This window comes from Mucilaginibacter sp. P4_C11 (assembly GCF_056402115.1).
The window spans coordinates 119,770-134,918 of record NZ_JBFUIA010000006.1 but is presented as its reverse complement, the minus strand read 5'-3'; the positions used below and the strand labels follow the sequence as shown (position 1 = coordinate 134,918).

Genomic DNA, 15,149 nt, shown 5'->3' with positions numbered 1-15,149 from the left:
GCTTTTCCGTTGGTGCTCCTGTGCTTTTTTGGCTTAAAGACCCGCCATAAAATTTAAAATATCGCCGCCAATTTCGTTAACATGGGTTTCTAAAGCGAAGTGCCCCGTATTATAAAATTTAACGGTAGCGTTAGGGTTATCGCGTTTGTAAGCTTCGGCACCGGCTGGTAAAAAGAAGGGATCTTTGTTGCCCCAAACAGCCAGGAATTTAGGTTCATATTGCCTAAAATAAGCTTGAAATTTTGCATACAGTTCCACATTGGTTTTATAATCTTTCATTAAATCCAATTGAATCTCCACGTTTCCGGGACGATCTAAAAAATATTGGTCTAAAGTGTAGCTTTCGGGGGCTATCAATGATGAATCGGCTACACCTTCGTGGTACTGGAACCAGGTTATTTTTAGGTTCACAAAATCCCGCAAGGCATCCCTGTTTGCTTTTGAATCGTCTTTCCAGTACCGCTGGATAGGGTTCCACGCGTCGCCCAGGCCCTCAACATAGGCGTTGCCGTTTTGTGATATGATGCCGGTGATTTTTTCGGGATTGGCCATTGCCAGCCTTAACCCGGTTGGCGCACCATAATCAAATATGTATAGTGCAAATTGTTTAAGGCTAAGTTCGTCTATAAAAGCCTGCATGGTGTTGGCCAGGTTATCAAATGTGTAGGTAAACCGGGTATGGTCGGGCGCGTCTGAATAGCCGAAGCCAGGTAAATCGGGGGCTATCACGTGGTATTTTTCGCTAAGTATGGGTATTAGGTTCCTGAACATGTGCGATGATGTTGGGTAGCCGTGCAGCAATAAAATTACGGGGGCATCTTTTGATCCGGCTTCGCGGTAAAATATGTTCAGCCCGTTAGCTTTAATGTTGCGGTAATGAACTTGAGTGGTTTCCATGGTGTTTTTATTTGGTTGTGAATGTTTAACAGCGAAAGCGTGCGACTGGCTACCTGCCAGGCTGACCGCTGTTAATAACGAGAGTGTTGTTTTTGTTATGTTTTTCATTTGCTGTTTCGCTTATTCAAAACTAACCCTTACATTTGATTGTTAAAAACGATTTATAATGATTTATATTATCATATTTTGTGATTTATGAATACCAACGATCTTAAAATATTTGAAGCCGTGGCGGCCAATGGCAGTTTTACCAAAGCTGCCGAATTCATGTTTACGGTGCAATCAAACGTAACGGCACGCATTAAAAGTTTGGAGGAAGAATTTGGCACCGAGCTTTTTACCCGAACATCACGCAAGGTTGAATTGACGGCCGCCGGGCAAACTTTGATGCAGTACAGCAAACAGGTAGGCCACTTGATTGAGGAAGCAAAAAAAGACATCCAAAATGCCGACCAGGTTAAAGGACACATCAAAATAGGTTGTATTGAAACCACCATGGCACTCAAAGCCCCTGGCATCATAAACTATTTTGCAGATACTTATCCGGAGGTTGAGCTGGAGTTCAGATCGGCCATGGCGGGCAGCCTTATCAGCGATGTTATGAATTATAAGCTGGATGCGGCTTTTGTGCCTGCGCCGGTTAACATACCCGAGTTGGAGGAGGTGATGATTAAAGACGAGCAACTGGCTATTTTAGCACCGGCCGGCATCAAAAATATTGACGACGCCATTGCCGTTAGTCCCTTAAAAATTGTGGTGTTTGACCAGGGCTGTATTTTTAGGTCGAGGTTGGAATCGTGGCTTGGTTCAAAAGGCATCATCCGCTACAAAAGCATCGTGGTTAACTCCATCGAAGGCATCATCAACTTTGTAGAAGCCGGCCTTGGCGTAAGTATATTACCCGAAGAAGTGATTAGCCAGTATTACAACAACCGGAAGATAAATACTTTTGCCATGAACAAGAAAATAGGTACTATGACCACCGTACTGATAACCCGGAGAGATGTACCACAATCAAGGGCGTTGAAGGCATTTATGGAGATGTATTGATAGTTATAAAGCGGGCGAAATTGTTGTTCTTAACACCTTTGAATAAAATGGTATTTAAAATGCATATATTTGCTATACATGATACGCACAATTTTAAAATCAGATCAAAATAACCTCACACTCACTTTGCCAGATGAACTCGTAGGCAAAATGATAGAGATAATTGCGTTTGAAATAAAAGAAGACGAGCATAACGTGAAGGTAGCGCCCCCAACGCTTAAACCCTCTCAACTACGTGGTTTTTTATCCGAAAAAAGTGCTAAATTAATGCATGAACATGTTAACCAGAGCAGGGCTGAATGGGATACCTTGTAGATAGTAATGTCCTGATAGATTATATTGCTAATCGATTTACAAAAGGTCAGCTTAAATCATTGGATATTATTTTTGATGAGGCGCTTCGTATTTCCGTTATTACCAAAATTGAACTGCTTGGTTACAACAGTGATGAGGCAGAAGAGGTAAAAATGCTGGAATTTTTAAAGTATTCAAATATCATCCCGCTAACTGAAGATCTGGTTGAGCGGACTATTACGATAAAAAAAGCAATAAAAATAAAAACACCAGATGCCATTATCGCGGCAACTGCATTGGTCAACGATTTTACTTTAATCACCAATGACACCTCGGATTTTAAAAGGATTGTAGAATTGAAAATTTTTAATCCTTATGATCTGTAAGAAGCCGCTGAACCCAGCTACTTCAAATAATCCGTAAACACCTGTTGCATAAAAGCTTTGGCATAGTCCAACGTTTTGTCAGTATAACCTTTTGGTGCGTTCTTAGTCTGAATATAGCTAACCGTTTGGCCTGCGTTATCGTAAGTAACAGCCTGGTTGGGTAGCATAAAGCCCATGCCATTATCCCAGTCAAAAAATGCGAAATCCCGGCTGTAGGGGTTCAGTAAATCCTTCGACCATTTGAATTGCTGATGTGGCAGGTTTAACTGAGCCAGCAGGGTGGCGGCTATATCTGTTTGGTTGCCCAGCTTTTTCACCCTCAGACCGCGGTATTCTGGTTTAATGGCGTCGCCAAAAAACAGTATGGGGATATGGTATTTACGGGGTTGGTAAGGTTCCGATTTATCCAGCGGTAAGCGGTGCCCATGATCGGCCACTAAAATAAACAGCGTGTTTTTATACCAGCTTTGTTTTTTAGCGGCATCAAAATATTGTTTAAGGCTGGCATCGGTATAGTAGGCAGTACTCCTGAATTTGTTGCCCATATCATCGCCGGGGAAATGCGGTGGAACCGGAAGCTCAAAGGGTTCGTGGTTGCTTAGCGTTTGAACATAGCTAAAAAACGGCTTTTGTACTTTGTTCAGGTAACTGATATTCCGCCGGAACAAAATATCGTCGTGTGCCCCCCATTTGGAGTTCATTTCTTTAGCTTCAAAATCTCTTTTATCTACCAGGTCAGTTATTTTGTGGCTTAGCAGGTAGGCTTTAAAGTTCATGAACTCACTTTCGCCACCATAAAAGTACGATGTTCGGTAACCCAGGTCGGCAAAAACACCGGAGAGGGCCGGCAGGCGTTCCTGCTTTTCGTTATCAATGATAATGGTGCGCGTAGCCTGCGACGGGAAAGCGCTCATAATGGCTACGATGCCTTTGTCGGTACGGTCGCTGGCTGCGTATACACTATCAAACAAAACGCCTTGTTTTATAAAATCTTCAAAGTTAGGTGAGTCGCCTTTTTCGCCGCCTAATGATTCAATGAGGTCGGCAGTAAAACTTTCAAGTTGAAAAATAACTACGTTGGGCCGGTTGGTTGTCAGGATGTGTAAAGTGCTGTCCTTTTTTACAGCGTACATGCTATCAACCATCGCCGAAGCCTTTTCGGCAGGCATAAATACGTAAGGATTACCCGGCGATTCCAGGTTCTCAACCACGTTCTGGATCAGGTTCCATTCGGTGTTTAATGCCGATTGGTTAAGGATGGGTTTTGCCGAGAAATAGGCATTGCTTTGGGCTATCGGCGCTACCTGCAGGCCGCCCCGGATGATCAACAGGTTTATGCCCAACAATAAAACCACTATAACGGGCTTGAGAATCAGTGGCGCGTTGGGTTTTTTGAAATCAAAATCGATAATGTATTTCGACAGAAAAACACCCCCGGCTATCAACACCACAAACAGCACAAAAGTTAAAAACAACGGCGACGAACTGGACGCTGCAAATGCCTCGGATGGCGCGTTAAAGAAAACGTCAAACGCCCTGAAATTCACCTTGGTACCCCACTCGCGGAAGATGTTGAGGTTAACAACCGTTACAATAGCGATGATAATCACAGCCAGGTAAACATAAAACCTGAGCCATTTACTGCCAATGTGCTTTTTGGTAAACCAGTTAACACAAAATACAAGCAGTGGAATTGAACTGATATATGCAGCAACTGAAGCATCCATCAGGAACCCGTACTGAAAGGTTTGGGCTATCTCCGAAAAGCTGGCGCCACTAAGTTTGTTGCGAAAATAGACTTCGAACACCACACGGGTAATGATGGCCAGTATGGTCCAGAAAATAAAAAATCGACAAAAACTGAAAAGGCTCCTTAACATCGGTTTCAAAAATAACTATTTAAACCTGATGTTAAGAAGCCTTTAATGTAAGGTAAACACAATATGGACTTTAGCTGACAAGCATGCTTTTTAGTTCGGCGCAAAGTATCTGTATCTCCTCCTCCGTGTTATAATAATGCACCGATGCCCTTACGTTGCTTGGCAAATGATGTTTATCCATATAAATAAGGGTGGATATGGCTTTGCCAACAGATACATTGATGTTTTTATCGGCCAGTTTATTTTTTACAAATGCATTCTCCAATCCTTTTACCGAAAATGTTATAATACCGCATTGCTGCGCGCCAAAATCATGAACGGTAATCCCCTCAATCGCGGCCAGTTCACGGCGCAATAGGGTGGCTAAGTATTGTATGCGCTCCCAAATCCTGTCCAAGCCGATATTTAAGGCGTAGTCCACTGCTTTACCCAGCCCAAGGGTGAGGGCACGGTTCTTCTCGTACAACTCAAACCTGCGGGCATCGCCTCGTGGTTTAAAATCATGCAAACTTACGGTTGGTGCGCTGTAACCATCCATAAACAATAGCCTCAACGAGTCCTGGATCTCTTTACGCACAAACAAAAATCCTGTGCCACGCGGGGCCCGCAGGTATTTGCGGCCGGTTACGGATAGCATATCGCAGCCAATCTCTTTTACATCAAGCGGAATTTGCCCGGCACTTTGGCAGGCGTCAACCAAATATAAAACGTTGTGCCTGCGGGCTATTTTCCCAATCTCCACAACCGGGATCATGCCACCTGCCGTCGACGGGATCTGTGTTATGGCGATGAGTTTTGTTTTGGGCGAAATGGCCTGTTCAAAAACATCCAGCGGAAAATTCCCTTGTGTATCGTTGGGTATTATTTTAAGGGTTACACCCAATATTTTTTGAACATTTAAAAAACCAATAATATTGGTTACGTATTCCATTTCGCAGGTAATGATCTCATCGCCGGGCTTAAAATCGATACCGTTAAAGGCGATGCCCCAGGCGGTGCTTGCATTTTCAACAATGGCAATTTCGCCCGCATCGGCATTAATCAATTTGGCTACCAGGTTGTAAGTATTGTTTAATTGCTCCCGGTATTTATCTTCAATTTCATAGCCGCCCAGGGTTGCTTCTTCGCGCAGGTAGTTAATTACGGTATCCACCACTACATCGGGGTTTAAAGATGACCCCGCGTTGTTGAAATGTATTTTTTGAGTTGTGCCAATTGTTTCGGCACGTAATTGCGCTACTTGCTGTTCGGTTATTGGGGTGATGTTCATGGTTAGTTTAGTAGGGGTTGAAGTGTTTCGCTCAAAGACGCTAAGCTTCTATTGACTTGTTTACTTTGTTAGCGCCTTTGTCCGAAACAATTATTTAAAATTTATCTCCATCATGATATCCGCGCGGCCATATGTACCGGGTGTTACGGGTATCTCGGTAAAGCCCAGTTTGTGGTAAATATGAATGGCGTTTTTCAAAACGCGGCTCGAGAAAAGGATAAGTTTTTTAACGCCCATTTCCCTGGCTTTATCTATGCCGGCCTGGCATAAAAATTTGCCAGCCCCGCCGCCGTGATAGGCTTTATCAACAGCCATTTTGGTAAGTTCAAAAACGCCATCTTCAATAAAACGCAGCCCAACAGTGCCTATAATGGTATCGCCGGACGCCGCGAAATATATTTTGCCGCCTTGTTTCAGCATGGCTTCGCCGGGGTTTTCTAAAACCCATTTGTCAAGCGGTTCAACCACAAAAAATCCTTCGAGCCAGGCCTTGTTAAACTTTTCGAAGTAAGGCTGGTATTCGGGCTGATAATCGATGAGTTGCAGTTCCATTTTTTTAAATCATTTATAAATACAAAGTAAAAGTATCTGCCTGTAGTAAAACAGATTCAGTTTTATTAATTTTGACCATAACAGATTTTGATATGGAAAAACAATTAGTAGCCCAGGCCGATGATTTTTTATATGCACAGATAGTATCGCGCATTGAAAAACAAATCAAACAAAAGCTGTTAAAAACCGGCGACAGGCTGCTATCTGTACGGGCATTAAGCCTGGAGCAGGGCATTAGCATCAGTACATCGTATAAAGCTTATGTGGAGCTGGAGAATATGGGAATGATAGAGGCCCGCCCAAAATCGGGCTATTATGTTAAGTTTTCGCCTGCAAAAGTTAACCATGTGCCGGCCACAAAGCCGCCCATCCAAAAAATAGCGCAAGCCAGCGTTACCGATATGATAGCCATGGTATACCAAAACATGGATTGCGATAGCGTGTTGCGCCTGTCGCGCTCATCGCCACCGATCAGCATGATACCGATGGCCAAACTCAATAAATCGATGATGGAGGCTATTCGCAAAAGTCCATCTGGCAATATCAATTATGAAAACCTGCAGGGCAACGTTTCGTTGCGCAGACAGATAGCCAAAAACGCATTTAACTGGGGCGGTAATATTACGGAAGATGATGTAGTTACCACCCAGGGCTGCATGGAGGCACTGATATTTTGCCTGCGTGCACTTACCAAACCCGGCGATACCATCGCTATTGAAAGCCCTACCTATTTTGGCATTTTTAATATTATGCTCAGCCTTGATTTAAAAGTACTTGAAATTCCGGTTAACCCCGACTCAGGTATCGATCTGGATTATTTAACGCAGGCCATCAATGAGGTTGATATTAAAGTATGCCTGTTTGTTACCAATTTTAGTAACCCGGTAGGTAGCTGTATGCCCGATGAAAACAAGCAGCAACTGGTTACTTTGTTAGCCGCCAAAAAAATCCCACTGATTGAGGACGATATTTATGGCGAGATATACTTTGGTAAAAGCCGCCCGCGTACCTGCAAAAGCTATGACAAGGATGGCTGGGTATTGTTATGCTCTTCTGTTTCCAAATCGATAGCGCCAGGCTACCGGGTGGGCTGGTGTATCCCCGGGCGGTTTAAAGAGCAAATCATCAATCTAAAAATGATGCATACCATCAGTGCGGCCACGCCAACGCAGGCTGCCATTGCCCATTTTTTTGAAACCGGCCGGTATGATTTGCATATGCGTAACCTGCGCAAGGCTTTGTACACGCAATCGCTCAGGTATACACAGGCTATCGCTACCTATTTTCCGCCGGGCACTAAAATAAGCAGGCCGCAAGGCGGGTACGCGCTATGGGTTGAGCTGGATAAACACATCAACGCTTTTGAACTTTACCAGCTTGCCATTGCACAAAACATCAGCATTGCCCCCGGCCAGATTTTTAGCACCGATGCCCGGTTCACCAATTTTATCCGCATTAGTTTTGGGCTAAGTTTTGACAATGTGGTGGAGCAGAGTATTAAGGTGCTGGGCGATTTGGTGGGTAGCCTATGATTTTTTTTCTGAAAGACGCATAATTACCCTCCAGCATGCAAATCCGGCCTTCAAATCGGCCATGCAAATCCTGAATATCCCACGGAAGACGCATGTGATGCGCCTCTACAAAAGAAAAAACAACCAATGAATGCGCATCCATAATTAAATATTGCGATTATATTTGTTTCAGCACCAATTATAAACGCCCCCGGGCTGCAAAACAATATCAACTAATGGACGAGCAAGAACTACGAAGCAGGGCATGGTTTGGCCGTAAAGGCAAGGATGGCTTTATTTACCGCGCCTGGATGAAAAACCAGGGCATCCCCGACTATGAATTTCAAGGTAAACCGGTAATAGGCATCTGCAATACCTGGAGCGAGCTTACCCCCTGCAACGCTCATTTTCGCGAGCTTGCCGATTCGGTAAAACGGGGTATTTTAGAGGCCGGCGGGTTCCCGGTCGAGTTCCCGGTAATGTCGCTTGGCGAAACTTTAATGAAGCCCACGGCCATGCTGTACCGTAACCTGGCCAGTATGGATGTAGAAGAATCTATCCGCGCCAACCCGCTGGATGGCGTGGTACTTTTGTGCGGCTGCGATAAAACAACCCCATCGTTGGTAATGGGCGCTTGTAGTGTAAATATCCCTACTATCGTGGTATCTGGCGGACCAATGCTTACGGGTAACCACCGTGGCAAGCAAATAGGCACCAGCGATGTTTGGCGCTACCATGATGATGTACGCTCGGGCAAGATCATAGAAGAAGAATTGCTCACCATAGAAGCGGCGATGTGCCGCAGCCAGGGGCATTGTGCGGTTATGGGCACAGCCTCGTCTATGGCTTGTATGGTTGAGTCATTGGGCCTTTCATTGCCGGGCAACGCGGCTATTCCTGCTGCCGATTCCAGGCGGAAGGTGTTGGCGCAGCTCTCGGGTTTACGCATTGTCGAGATGGTTAAGGAAGATCTGAAATTATCCGACATACTTACCCGCCAGGCTTTTGAAAACGCCATCATGACCAACGCCGCCATAGGCGGATCGACAAATTTTGTGATCCATTTGCTGGCTATTGCCGGCCGCATTGGCGTACCACTTGAACTGAAGGATTTTGATCCGTTATCAAAAAACATCCCGCTGATAGCCAACCTGCAGCCATCCGGGCAATACTTTATGGAAGACCTGTTTTATGCCGGCGGCCTGCCTGTTGTTTTAAAGGCACTGGATGGCATACTTCATAGGGATGCCATCACGGTAAACGGTAAAACCATTGCCCATAATTACAGCAATGCCGTGGGCTATAACAGCAACGTAATAACTACGGTTGATGCGCCTTTTAATACGGCTACCGGCCTGGCTATTTTAGGAGGTAACCTGTGCGAGCAGGGTGCCGTGATCAAGCCATCGGCTGCCAGTGCGCATTTAATGCAGCATACCGGCAAAGCCTTAGTGTTTGAAAACATTGAAGACTTTAAAGCCCGTATTGATACCGCCGAGCTGGAGGTTGATGAAAACAGCGTTTTGGTATTAAAAAATGTCGGCCCTAAAGGCTATCCTGGTATGCCCGAGGTTGGTAATATGGGCATCCCCAAAAAGCTACTGGAAAAGGGAATTACAGATATGGTGCGCATATCCGACGGACGTATGAGCGGAACAGGCTTTGGCACTGTAGTATTGCACGTATCGCCAGAGGCTGCGGCAGGCGGCAATTTTGCCCTTATCCAAACCGGCGACATGATAACCCTTGATGTGCCCAACCGTACGTTAAATGTAGCTATTAGCACCGAAGAGTTTGCCGAACGAAAGCGGCAATACGTTTCGCCCGAACCGGTTACTAATCGTGGTTATGTAAAACTGTATATTGACCATGTGCAGCAGGCGCACCTGGGGGCCGATATGGATTTCCTGGTGGGTGGTTCGGGCAGTAAGGTTTTAAGAGATTCACATTAAGCTGATATAATGAGTTTTAAAAATAAAGTAGCCATAATAACCGGCGCGGGCCAGGGCATAGGGTTTGAAATTTGCCGCATGCTGGCCCAAAAAGGTGCTACCGTAATATTGAATGATATAGATATCGATTTAGCGAAAAAAGCGGAAGACCTGATCAACCAAAACCATCCGGGTAGTTGTTTAGCCGTCCCCGGCGATTCAAGCGACGTAGCTTTCATCAATAGCATGGTTGATACTGCCGTAAAGCTATACGGGCGGCTGGATATTGTGATAGCCAATGCCGGCATTACCTTATATGGCGATTTTTTTGCCTATACCAAAGAGTCATTCTCCAAAGTAATGGACGTAAACCTCGGCGGCTCGTTCTTCCTGGCGCAGGTGGCGGCCAAACAAATGAAAGATCAGGCAAATGGCGGGGCAATACTCTTTACCTCATCGGTAGTAGGGCACCAGGCGCTCAAAAGCCTTGCCGCCTATGCCATGACCAAAGCCGCGTTAGAGATGCTGGCCAAAAACCTGGTGATCGAACTTTCGCACTACCGCATCAATGTAAATACCGTTGCGCCGGGCGCCACCTTAACCGAACGAACTATGGAAGAAGCAGATTATGAACGTGTATGGTCGAACATTACCCCCATGGGGCGGCCGGCTTACGTTACCGACATTGCCAACACGGCGCTGTTTTTAGTATCGGACGAGGCTAAACACATTACCGGCCAAAGCCTGATTGTTGATGGTGGTTGGACATCTGTAAGTACTTTGCCCGATGGCATTAAATAAAATAACACAATGGTAGAAGTAGCAGTTAACCACGCCAGCTTTTTGGGCGAAGGGCCGGTTTGGGATTGGCGTAGTAACCTATTATACTGGGTTGATATTATGGGCGGCCATATCCATGAATACAATCCCGAAAACAAGGCTTTCAGAACCATTGATGTTAAACAGATGGTTGGCGCGGTAACAGTTTGCAACGATGGACAATTACTTGCCGCGTTAAAAAACGGGTTGGCTATGGTTAACCGTGAAAGTGGCGAGCCTGCATTTTTTGCCCAGCCGGAAGCTCATTTGCCCCAAAACCGTTTTAACGATGGCAAATGCGATCCGGCCGGCAGGTTCTGGATCGGGTCGATGGCTATTGACGAAACGCCGAACGCCGGGAAATTATATACGTTGGATGCCGACCTGCAAATCACACCCAAAATACATGGCACCACCATATCCAACGGAATAGCATGTAGCCCCGACCATAAAACGTTTTACTATATTGATACACCGACCATGAATGTGGTGGCCTATGATTTTGATGTACACAGCGGCACAATCTCCAACAAAAAAACGGTGATCACTATCGATGGAAAAGATGGCTACCCGGATGGCATGACCATCGACGCCGAAGGCATGCTGTGGATTGCCCACTGGAACGGCTGGCAGGTAAGCCGCTGGAACCCGCATACCGCAACCAAATTATTTACCTTACCCCTACCCGTAGCCAATGTAACATCCTGCACCTTTGGCGGCCCCAACCTAAGTGACCTGTACATCACCACCGCCCAAAAAGGCCTTACCGCCAATGAACTGGAGCAACAGCCGCTTGCGGGCATGCTGTTTGTTTGGAAGGATTGCGGGCATCAGGGAGTGAGAGCTTTTGAGTATATTAAGGGCCAATAACTTACAAAAAATGCTCTTTTAAAAATAAAAAAACGTGATGACGCGCAACGAGATATGGCCAAATCCATGTACTAAACTACCGTCATTGCGAGGTACGAAGCAATCCCTAACTAAGTGGGACTTARCATATCGGGGATTGCTTCGTACCTCGCAATGACGATCTGTTTTTCTTAATTTTAGACTTTAGACTTAGTACTTCCGACTTAACACTATTGCTTTATAAACTTTACCTGGTACATTTTGGGCCATTTTTTGCCGGTTACAAAAATGCGTTTGGTGGCGGCATCGTAGGCTATACCGTTAAGCACGTTGTTTCCCCAATCGCGGCCGGCGGGCCGCTCCGATTCGGGATACAGGTTTCTCATGTCAATTTTTTGCTCAACAGCACCTGTTTTAGGGTTAATTACCAATATCTCATCCTTTTGGTAAACGTTGGCATATAGCTTACCATTAATATATTCCAGCTCGTTTACAGAATCTATCTTGGCTTTATCGTCGCAAACTTCAATAGAGCCAATTTGCCGGTAGGTATCCTTATCCAAAAACCAAATCTTGTTGGTGCTATCATCCATGTAAAGTTTTTTACCATCAAAACACATACCCCATCCTTCAACGCCTACGTTGTTGGTAAATGTTTTTAGCAGCTTTAAATTGCTCTTATCATACACAAAACCAACTTTTTCGCGATAGGTAAGTTGCACTACTTTATCGCCCACTACAGCTAACCCCTCGCCAAAATATTGGTCGCCTAATTTGGTAAGCTGTATTGCCTTACCTGTTTCCAGGTTGTTTTTACGAATGGTAGAATGACCGGGATCACCCGTACTTTCATACATAATGCCATCCAAATACTCTAACCCTTCGGTATATGAGCTTGTGTCATGCGGGTAAGTCTTCTCTACTTTATAGCTGTAAGCTTCGGGCGCTTTACCAGCCAGCAGCAAAATATTGGTAGTTACATCCTGGCTTTTACCTCCCTGGTACACTTTGGCAGTAATCAGTTTTATACCCAGGGGGATGCTGTCTGTTTTCACGCTGATGGCCGATGAATCTTTAGCAACACCTAAACGGGTTTCTTCCATCATGTACACTACCGAATCGGGTTTGGTATCGGCAGGCAAGCCCACTTTTACCTTCACTACATCACCGGCTTTGTAAGTGGTGCCGGCTTCCGGGCTCATGGTATAATCAGCGCCGTTATCAGCCGGTTTTTGTTTGCAACTGTTACAGCCCAAAGCCAGCAGTAAACCGGCTGCAAAAAATATCTTTAATTTACTATTCATCTTTTTCATAATGTACCCGACGGCCAAAACGCGTCTTCGATATGGTTTAGTATATAATTTTTATCCTTGTCAAACAAAATAGCGATGATATCAAACCGCACCTCGCCCTGGTGGTTCATAATGTAAATATATTCGTCGGCGGCATCGGCCAATAGTTTTTGCTTGCGTGCATCAACAAAATCCTCGGGCATGCCAAAACCGGTGCCGGTGCGCGTTTTCACTTCGGTAAATATAATAACCTTGTCTTTATATGCAATAAGGTCAATTTCGGCTTTACCGTGCGTCCAGTTTTCGTCCAGTATTTCATAACCGGCATTTTCCAGGTGTGTTTTGGCTAAAGCCTCGCCCGCGCGACCAAGATCAAGGTGTTGGGCCATTATTTGATAATTACTGACCCTAAAAAGTCGGAGATACTTTTTTCAACCTTTTTCATGCGCATATACTGGTTAAGCAATATTTCCTGGTCGGCTTCCGACGATGCATTTTTGAGTTCGACCCGAAGGTTATCCAGCATGCCCTCTACCTTATGCTTTTTAAGATGAAAAATAGCGCCCAGGATGGTGGCCTTCATATTATGCTGTTCGTCATGAATAGTAATCTTGTGCATATCGTACCAGTTCTCGCTCAGGGTATATTTGGAGCTGAGCAAATCAATACTGATATCAACAATGCCTTTATTTGCGTGGTGAATGAAATAGGCATCCTCTGGCAAAATACCATTTTCAACCTCTTTTTGATAAAGTTCAACAAATAGCTTGCAGGTTTCATGCTCAAAGGTAACATCGCCTAATTCGGCTATCATAAAAGGGCCAATGTAGGTATTGGCAATGCCATCCCAGTCAATCATTTTACTGCCGTATAACAACAGCAGGCGGATAATCTCCTTCTCCTGGAAATACTCTTTTTTAGGAGTGCTTGGCGCCAGGTCAACCTCGTCAAAAAAATGAGGCTCATCAGGCGGCATTTCCGGCTGGTACCGATTATGATTTTGCTGCTGGCCATCCTTTTTGGCCTTGGCCTGGCGCATTTTGTTAAGTTCGGATAGCAGCGCGCGTTCATCAATCTGCAAAATGTAGCTGCACTCTTTAATGAACACCGATGCCTTGATGGAATCTGGAATTTTGGCAATACTTTCTACAATTTCGCGGATAACGCCTGCCTTTTTTATCGGGTCGTTCCCTGCATCTTTTAGCAGGGTATTAGCCTTAAAAAGGATAAAGTCCTTTTTATTTTCCTCGATGTATTTTTTAAACGCGCTTGAGCCATTGGCTTGTACGTACGAGTCGGGATCGTGCCCATCAAGGAAGGTTACTACCTTTACGTTAAGGCCTTCCTCCAGGATCATATCCAACCCGCGGATGGCCGCTTTTATACCCGCGGCATCGCCATCATATAAAATGGTAATGTTTTTGGTAAACCGGCTGATGAGTTTGATCTGTTCAACGGTTAAGGATGTACCCGATGATGCCACCACGTTTTCGATACCGGCCTGCACTACCGAAAGCACATCGGCATAGCCTTCAACCAGGTAGCAGTTATCTTCCTCGCGGATGGCCTTTTTGGCAAAATATAAGCCGTAAAGTACGTTCGATTTATGGTAGATCTCGCTCTCGGGCGAGTTTACATACTTGGGTACGTTTTTATCTTTTTTTAAGGTACGGCCGCCAAACGCGATAACCCTGCCTGTAAAATTATGTATAGGGAACATTACCCTGCCACGGTAACGGTCATACAAGGTACCGTTATCCCGTTTTACAGACAGGCCGCTATCTACCAGGAATTGTTCTTTATAACCCTCCTTTATGGCGCTGCCGGTAAACGCCTCCCATTGATCGGGCGAGTAACCCAGCTCAAATTTTTTGATGATATCGTTACTGAAGCCCCTCTCCTTAAAATAGCTTAAGCCGATACTTTTACCTTCGTCTGTTTCAAGCAAACTTTCATGAAAAAATTTGGCGGCATAACCCGATACAATCATCAGGCTTTCGCGGCGCAGGTCTTCTTCCCGGTTTTCGGGGGCTTCAACGGTTTCCTCTACCTCGATACCATACTTTTTGGCCAGCCATTTTAAGGCCTCGGGATAGCTGAATTTCTCCAGCTCCATTAAAAAGGTAACCGCCGAGCCACCTTTGCCTGTCGAAAAATCTTTAAAGATGCCCTTTGCCGGCGACACCGTAAACGAAGGTGTGCGCTCATTAGCAAATGGCGACAGGCCCACGTAATTGGCGCCCCGCTTTTTTAACTGCACAAATTCCCCTATCACCTCCACAATGTCGGTGGCTTCCATAATACGGTCGATGGTGGATTTTATGATCATGCGCTAAAATGCAAATGTAGGCAAAGATGAGCGTTGCCCTAAATCCGCAAACGTTAAATTACACTTTTATTTGATGGCGAGGGCTTTAA

14 protein-coding genes are annotated in these 15,149 nt (G+C 45.1%); 7 read left to right on the top strand and 7 right to left on the bottom strand.

Going from position 1 to position 15,149, the window contains the following annotated elements:
• Positions 1-33: 33 nt before the first annotated feature.
• Positions 34-1,005, bottom strand: a complete 972-nt coding sequence (locus AC1DU2_RS07545; RefSeq protein WP_477354197.1) for an alpha/beta fold hydrolase — start codon at positions 1,003-1,005, stop codon at positions 34-36.
• A gap of 87 nt (positions 1,006-1,092) precedes the next feature.
• Between AC1DU2_RS07545 and AC1DU2_RS07540 the strand changes: the two genes are divergently transcribed.
• From AC1DU2_RS07540 to AC1DU2_RS07530, 3 genes are all read left to right on the top strand, one after another.
• Complete coding sequence (locus AC1DU2_RS07540; protein WP_477383578.1) at positions 1,093-1,947, top strand: LysR family transcriptional regulator; 855 nt, start codon at positions 1,093-1,095, stop codon at positions 1,945-1,947.
• Between the two features lie 78 nt (positions 1,948-2,025).
• Complete coding sequence (locus AC1DU2_RS07535; RefSeq protein WP_477354191.1) at positions 2,026-2,262, top strand: hypothetical protein; 237 nt, start codon at positions 2,026-2,028, stop codon at positions 2,260-2,262.
• The gene (locus AC1DU2_RS07530) at positions 2,247-2,627 is read left to right on the top strand and encodes a type II toxin-antitoxin system VapC family toxin (protein ID WP_477383577.1); all 381 of its coding nucleotides are present in this window, start codon (positions 2,247-2,249) and stop codon (positions 2,625-2,627) included. Before AC1DU2_RS07535 ends, AC1DU2_RS07530 begins: the two co-directional genes overlap by 16 nt.
• A gap of 17 nt (positions 2,628-2,644) precedes the next feature.
• On the opposite strand, the gene AC1DU2_RS07525 is transcribed toward AC1DU2_RS07530, so the two are convergent.
• From AC1DU2_RS07525 to AC1DU2_RS07515, 3 genes are all read right to left on the bottom strand, one after another.
• Positions 2,645-4,507 carry an LTA synthase family protein gene (locus AC1DU2_RS07525; RefSeq protein WP_477383576.1) on the bottom strand — a complete coding sequence of 621 codons (1,863 nt, stop codon included), beginning with the start codon at positions 4,505-4,507 and terminating at the stop codon, positions 2,645-2,647.
• A gap of 70 nt (positions 4,508-4,577) precedes the next feature.
• Positions 4,578-5,777 carry an aminotransferase class V-fold PLP-dependent enzyme gene (locus AC1DU2_RS07520; protein ID WP_477383575.1) on the bottom strand — a complete coding sequence of 400 codons (1,200 nt, stop codon included), beginning with the start codon at positions 5,775-5,777 and terminating at the stop codon, positions 4,578-4,580.
• A gap of 90 nt (positions 5,778-5,867) precedes the next feature.
• A complete protein-coding gene (locus AC1DU2_RS07515; RefSeq protein WP_477383574.1) occupies positions 5,868-6,329 on the bottom strand; it encodes a GNAT family N-acetyltransferase in 462 nt (153 codons plus the stop codon).
• A 92-nt stretch (positions 6,330-6,421) separates the two neighbouring features.
• On the opposite strand from AC1DU2_RS07515, the gene AC1DU2_RS07510 reads away from it, so the two are divergent.
• The 4 genes from AC1DU2_RS07510 (at position 6,422) to AC1DU2_RS07495 (ending at position 11,460) form a co-directional block, all read left to right on the top strand.
• Positions 6,422-7,861 (top strand): aminotransferase-like domain-containing protein, encoded by a 1,440-nt coding sequence (locus AC1DU2_RS07510; protein WP_477383573.1) that lies wholly within the window; start codon positions 6,422-6,424, stop codon positions 7,859-7,861.
• A 215-nt stretch (positions 7,862-8,076) separates the two neighbouring features.
• Positions 8,077-9,792 (top strand): IlvD/Edd family dehydratase, encoded by a 1,716-nt coding sequence (locus tag AC1DU2_RS07505; protein WP_477383572.1) that lies wholly within the window; start codon positions 8,077-8,079, stop codon positions 9,790-9,792.
• A 9-nt stretch (positions 9,793-9,801) separates the two neighbouring features.
• Entirely contained in the window at positions 9,802-10,572 is a 771-nt protein-coding gene (locus AC1DU2_RS07500) for an SDR family NAD(P)-dependent oxidoreductase (RefSeq protein ID WP_477383571.1), read from the top strand.
• Between the two features lie 9 nt (positions 10,573-10,581).
• Entirely contained in the window at positions 10,582-11,460 is an 879-nt protein-coding gene (locus tag AC1DU2_RS07495) for an SMP-30/gluconolactonase/LRE family protein (protein WP_477383570.1), read from the top strand.
• A gap of 209 nt (positions 11,461-11,669) precedes the next feature.
• Here the strand turns inward: AC1DU2_RS07495 and AC1DU2_RS07490 are convergent, their stop codons facing one another.
• From AC1DU2_RS07490 to dnaG, 3 genes are read right to left on the bottom strand one after another with little or no spacing between them, the layout of a single operon-like run.
• The gene (locus AC1DU2_RS07490; protein ID WP_477383569.1) at positions 11,670-12,743 is read right to left on the bottom strand and encodes a glutaminyl-peptide cyclotransferase; all 1,074 of its coding nucleotides are present in this window, start codon (positions 12,741-12,743) and stop codon (positions 11,670-11,672) included.
• A 5-nt stretch (positions 12,744-12,748) separates the two neighbouring features.
• The gene (locus AC1DU2_RS07485; protein WP_090641244.1) at positions 12,749-13,120 is read right to left on the bottom strand and encodes a YraN family protein; all 372 of its coding nucleotides are present in this window, start codon (positions 13,118-13,120) and stop codon (positions 12,749-12,751) included.
• The gene (gene dnaG / locus AC1DU2_RS07480; RefSeq protein WP_477383568.1) at positions 13,120-15,060 is read right to left on the bottom strand and encodes a DNA primase; all 1,941 of its coding nucleotides are present in this window, start codon (positions 15,058-15,060) and stop codon (positions 13,120-13,122) included. Before dnaG ends, AC1DU2_RS07485 begins: the two co-directional genes overlap by 1 nt.
• Positions 15,061-15,149: the final 89 nt, after the last annotated feature.

What these genes read in the sequence shown, in the direction of transcription:
- dnaG (WP_477383568.1), bottom strand. Translation starts at nt 15,060, where the DNA reads ATGATCATAAAATCCACCATCGACCGTATTATGGAAGCCACCGACATT.
- AC1DU2_RS07500 (WP_477383571.1), top strand. Translation starts at nt 9,802, where the DNA reads ATGAGTTTTAAAAATAAAGTAGCCATAATAACCGGCGCGGGCCAGGGC.
- AC1DU2_RS07520 (WP_477383575.1), bottom strand. Translation starts at nt 5,777, where the DNA reads ATGAACATCACCCCAATAACCGAACAGCAAGTAGCGCAATTACGTGCC.
- AC1DU2_RS07485 (WP_090641244.1), bottom strand. Translation starts at nt 13,120, where the DNA reads ATGGCCCAACACCTTGATCTTGGTCGCGCGGGCGAGGCTTTAGCCAAA.
- AC1DU2_RS07540 (WP_477383578.1), top strand. Translation starts at nt 1,093, where the DNA reads ATGAATACCAACGATCTTAAAATATTTGAAGCCGTGGCGGCCAATGGC.
- AC1DU2_RS07545 (WP_477354197.1), bottom strand. Translation starts at nt 1,005, where the DNA reads ATGAAAAACATAACAAAAACAACACTCTCGTTATTAACAGCGGTCAGC.
- AC1DU2_RS07525 (WP_477383576.1), bottom strand. Translation starts at nt 4,507, where the DNA reads ATGTTAAGGAGCCTTTTCAGTTTTTGTCGATTTTTTATTTTCTGGACC.
- AC1DU2_RS07515 (WP_477383574.1), bottom strand. Translation starts at nt 6,329, where the DNA reads ATGGAACTGCAACTCATCGATTATCAGCCCGAATACCAGCCTTACTTC.
- AC1DU2_RS07505 (WP_477383572.1), top strand. Translation starts at nt 8,077, where the DNA reads ATGGACGAGCAAGAACTACGAAGCAGGGCATGGTTTGGCCGTAAAGGC.
- AC1DU2_RS07490 (WP_477383569.1), bottom strand. Translation starts at nt 12,743, where the DNA reads ATGAATAGTAAATTAAAGATATTTTTTGCAGCCGGTTTACTGCTGGCT.
- AC1DU2_RS07510 (WP_477383573.1), top strand. Translation starts at nt 6,422, where the DNA reads ATGGAAAAACAATTAGTAGCCCAGGCCGATGATTTTTTATATGCACAG.
- AC1DU2_RS07530 (WP_477383577.1), top strand. Translation starts at nt 2,247, where the DNA reads ATGGGATACCTTGTAGATAGTAATGTCCTGATAGATTATATTGCTAAT.
- AC1DU2_RS07495 (WP_477383570.1), top strand. Translation starts at nt 10,582, where the DNA reads ATGGTAGAAGTAGCAGTTAACCACGCCAGCTTTTTGGGCGAAGGGCCG.
- AC1DU2_RS07535 (WP_477354191.1), top strand. Translation starts at nt 2,026, where the DNA reads ATGATACGCACAATTTTAAAATCAGATCAAAATAACCTCACACTCACT.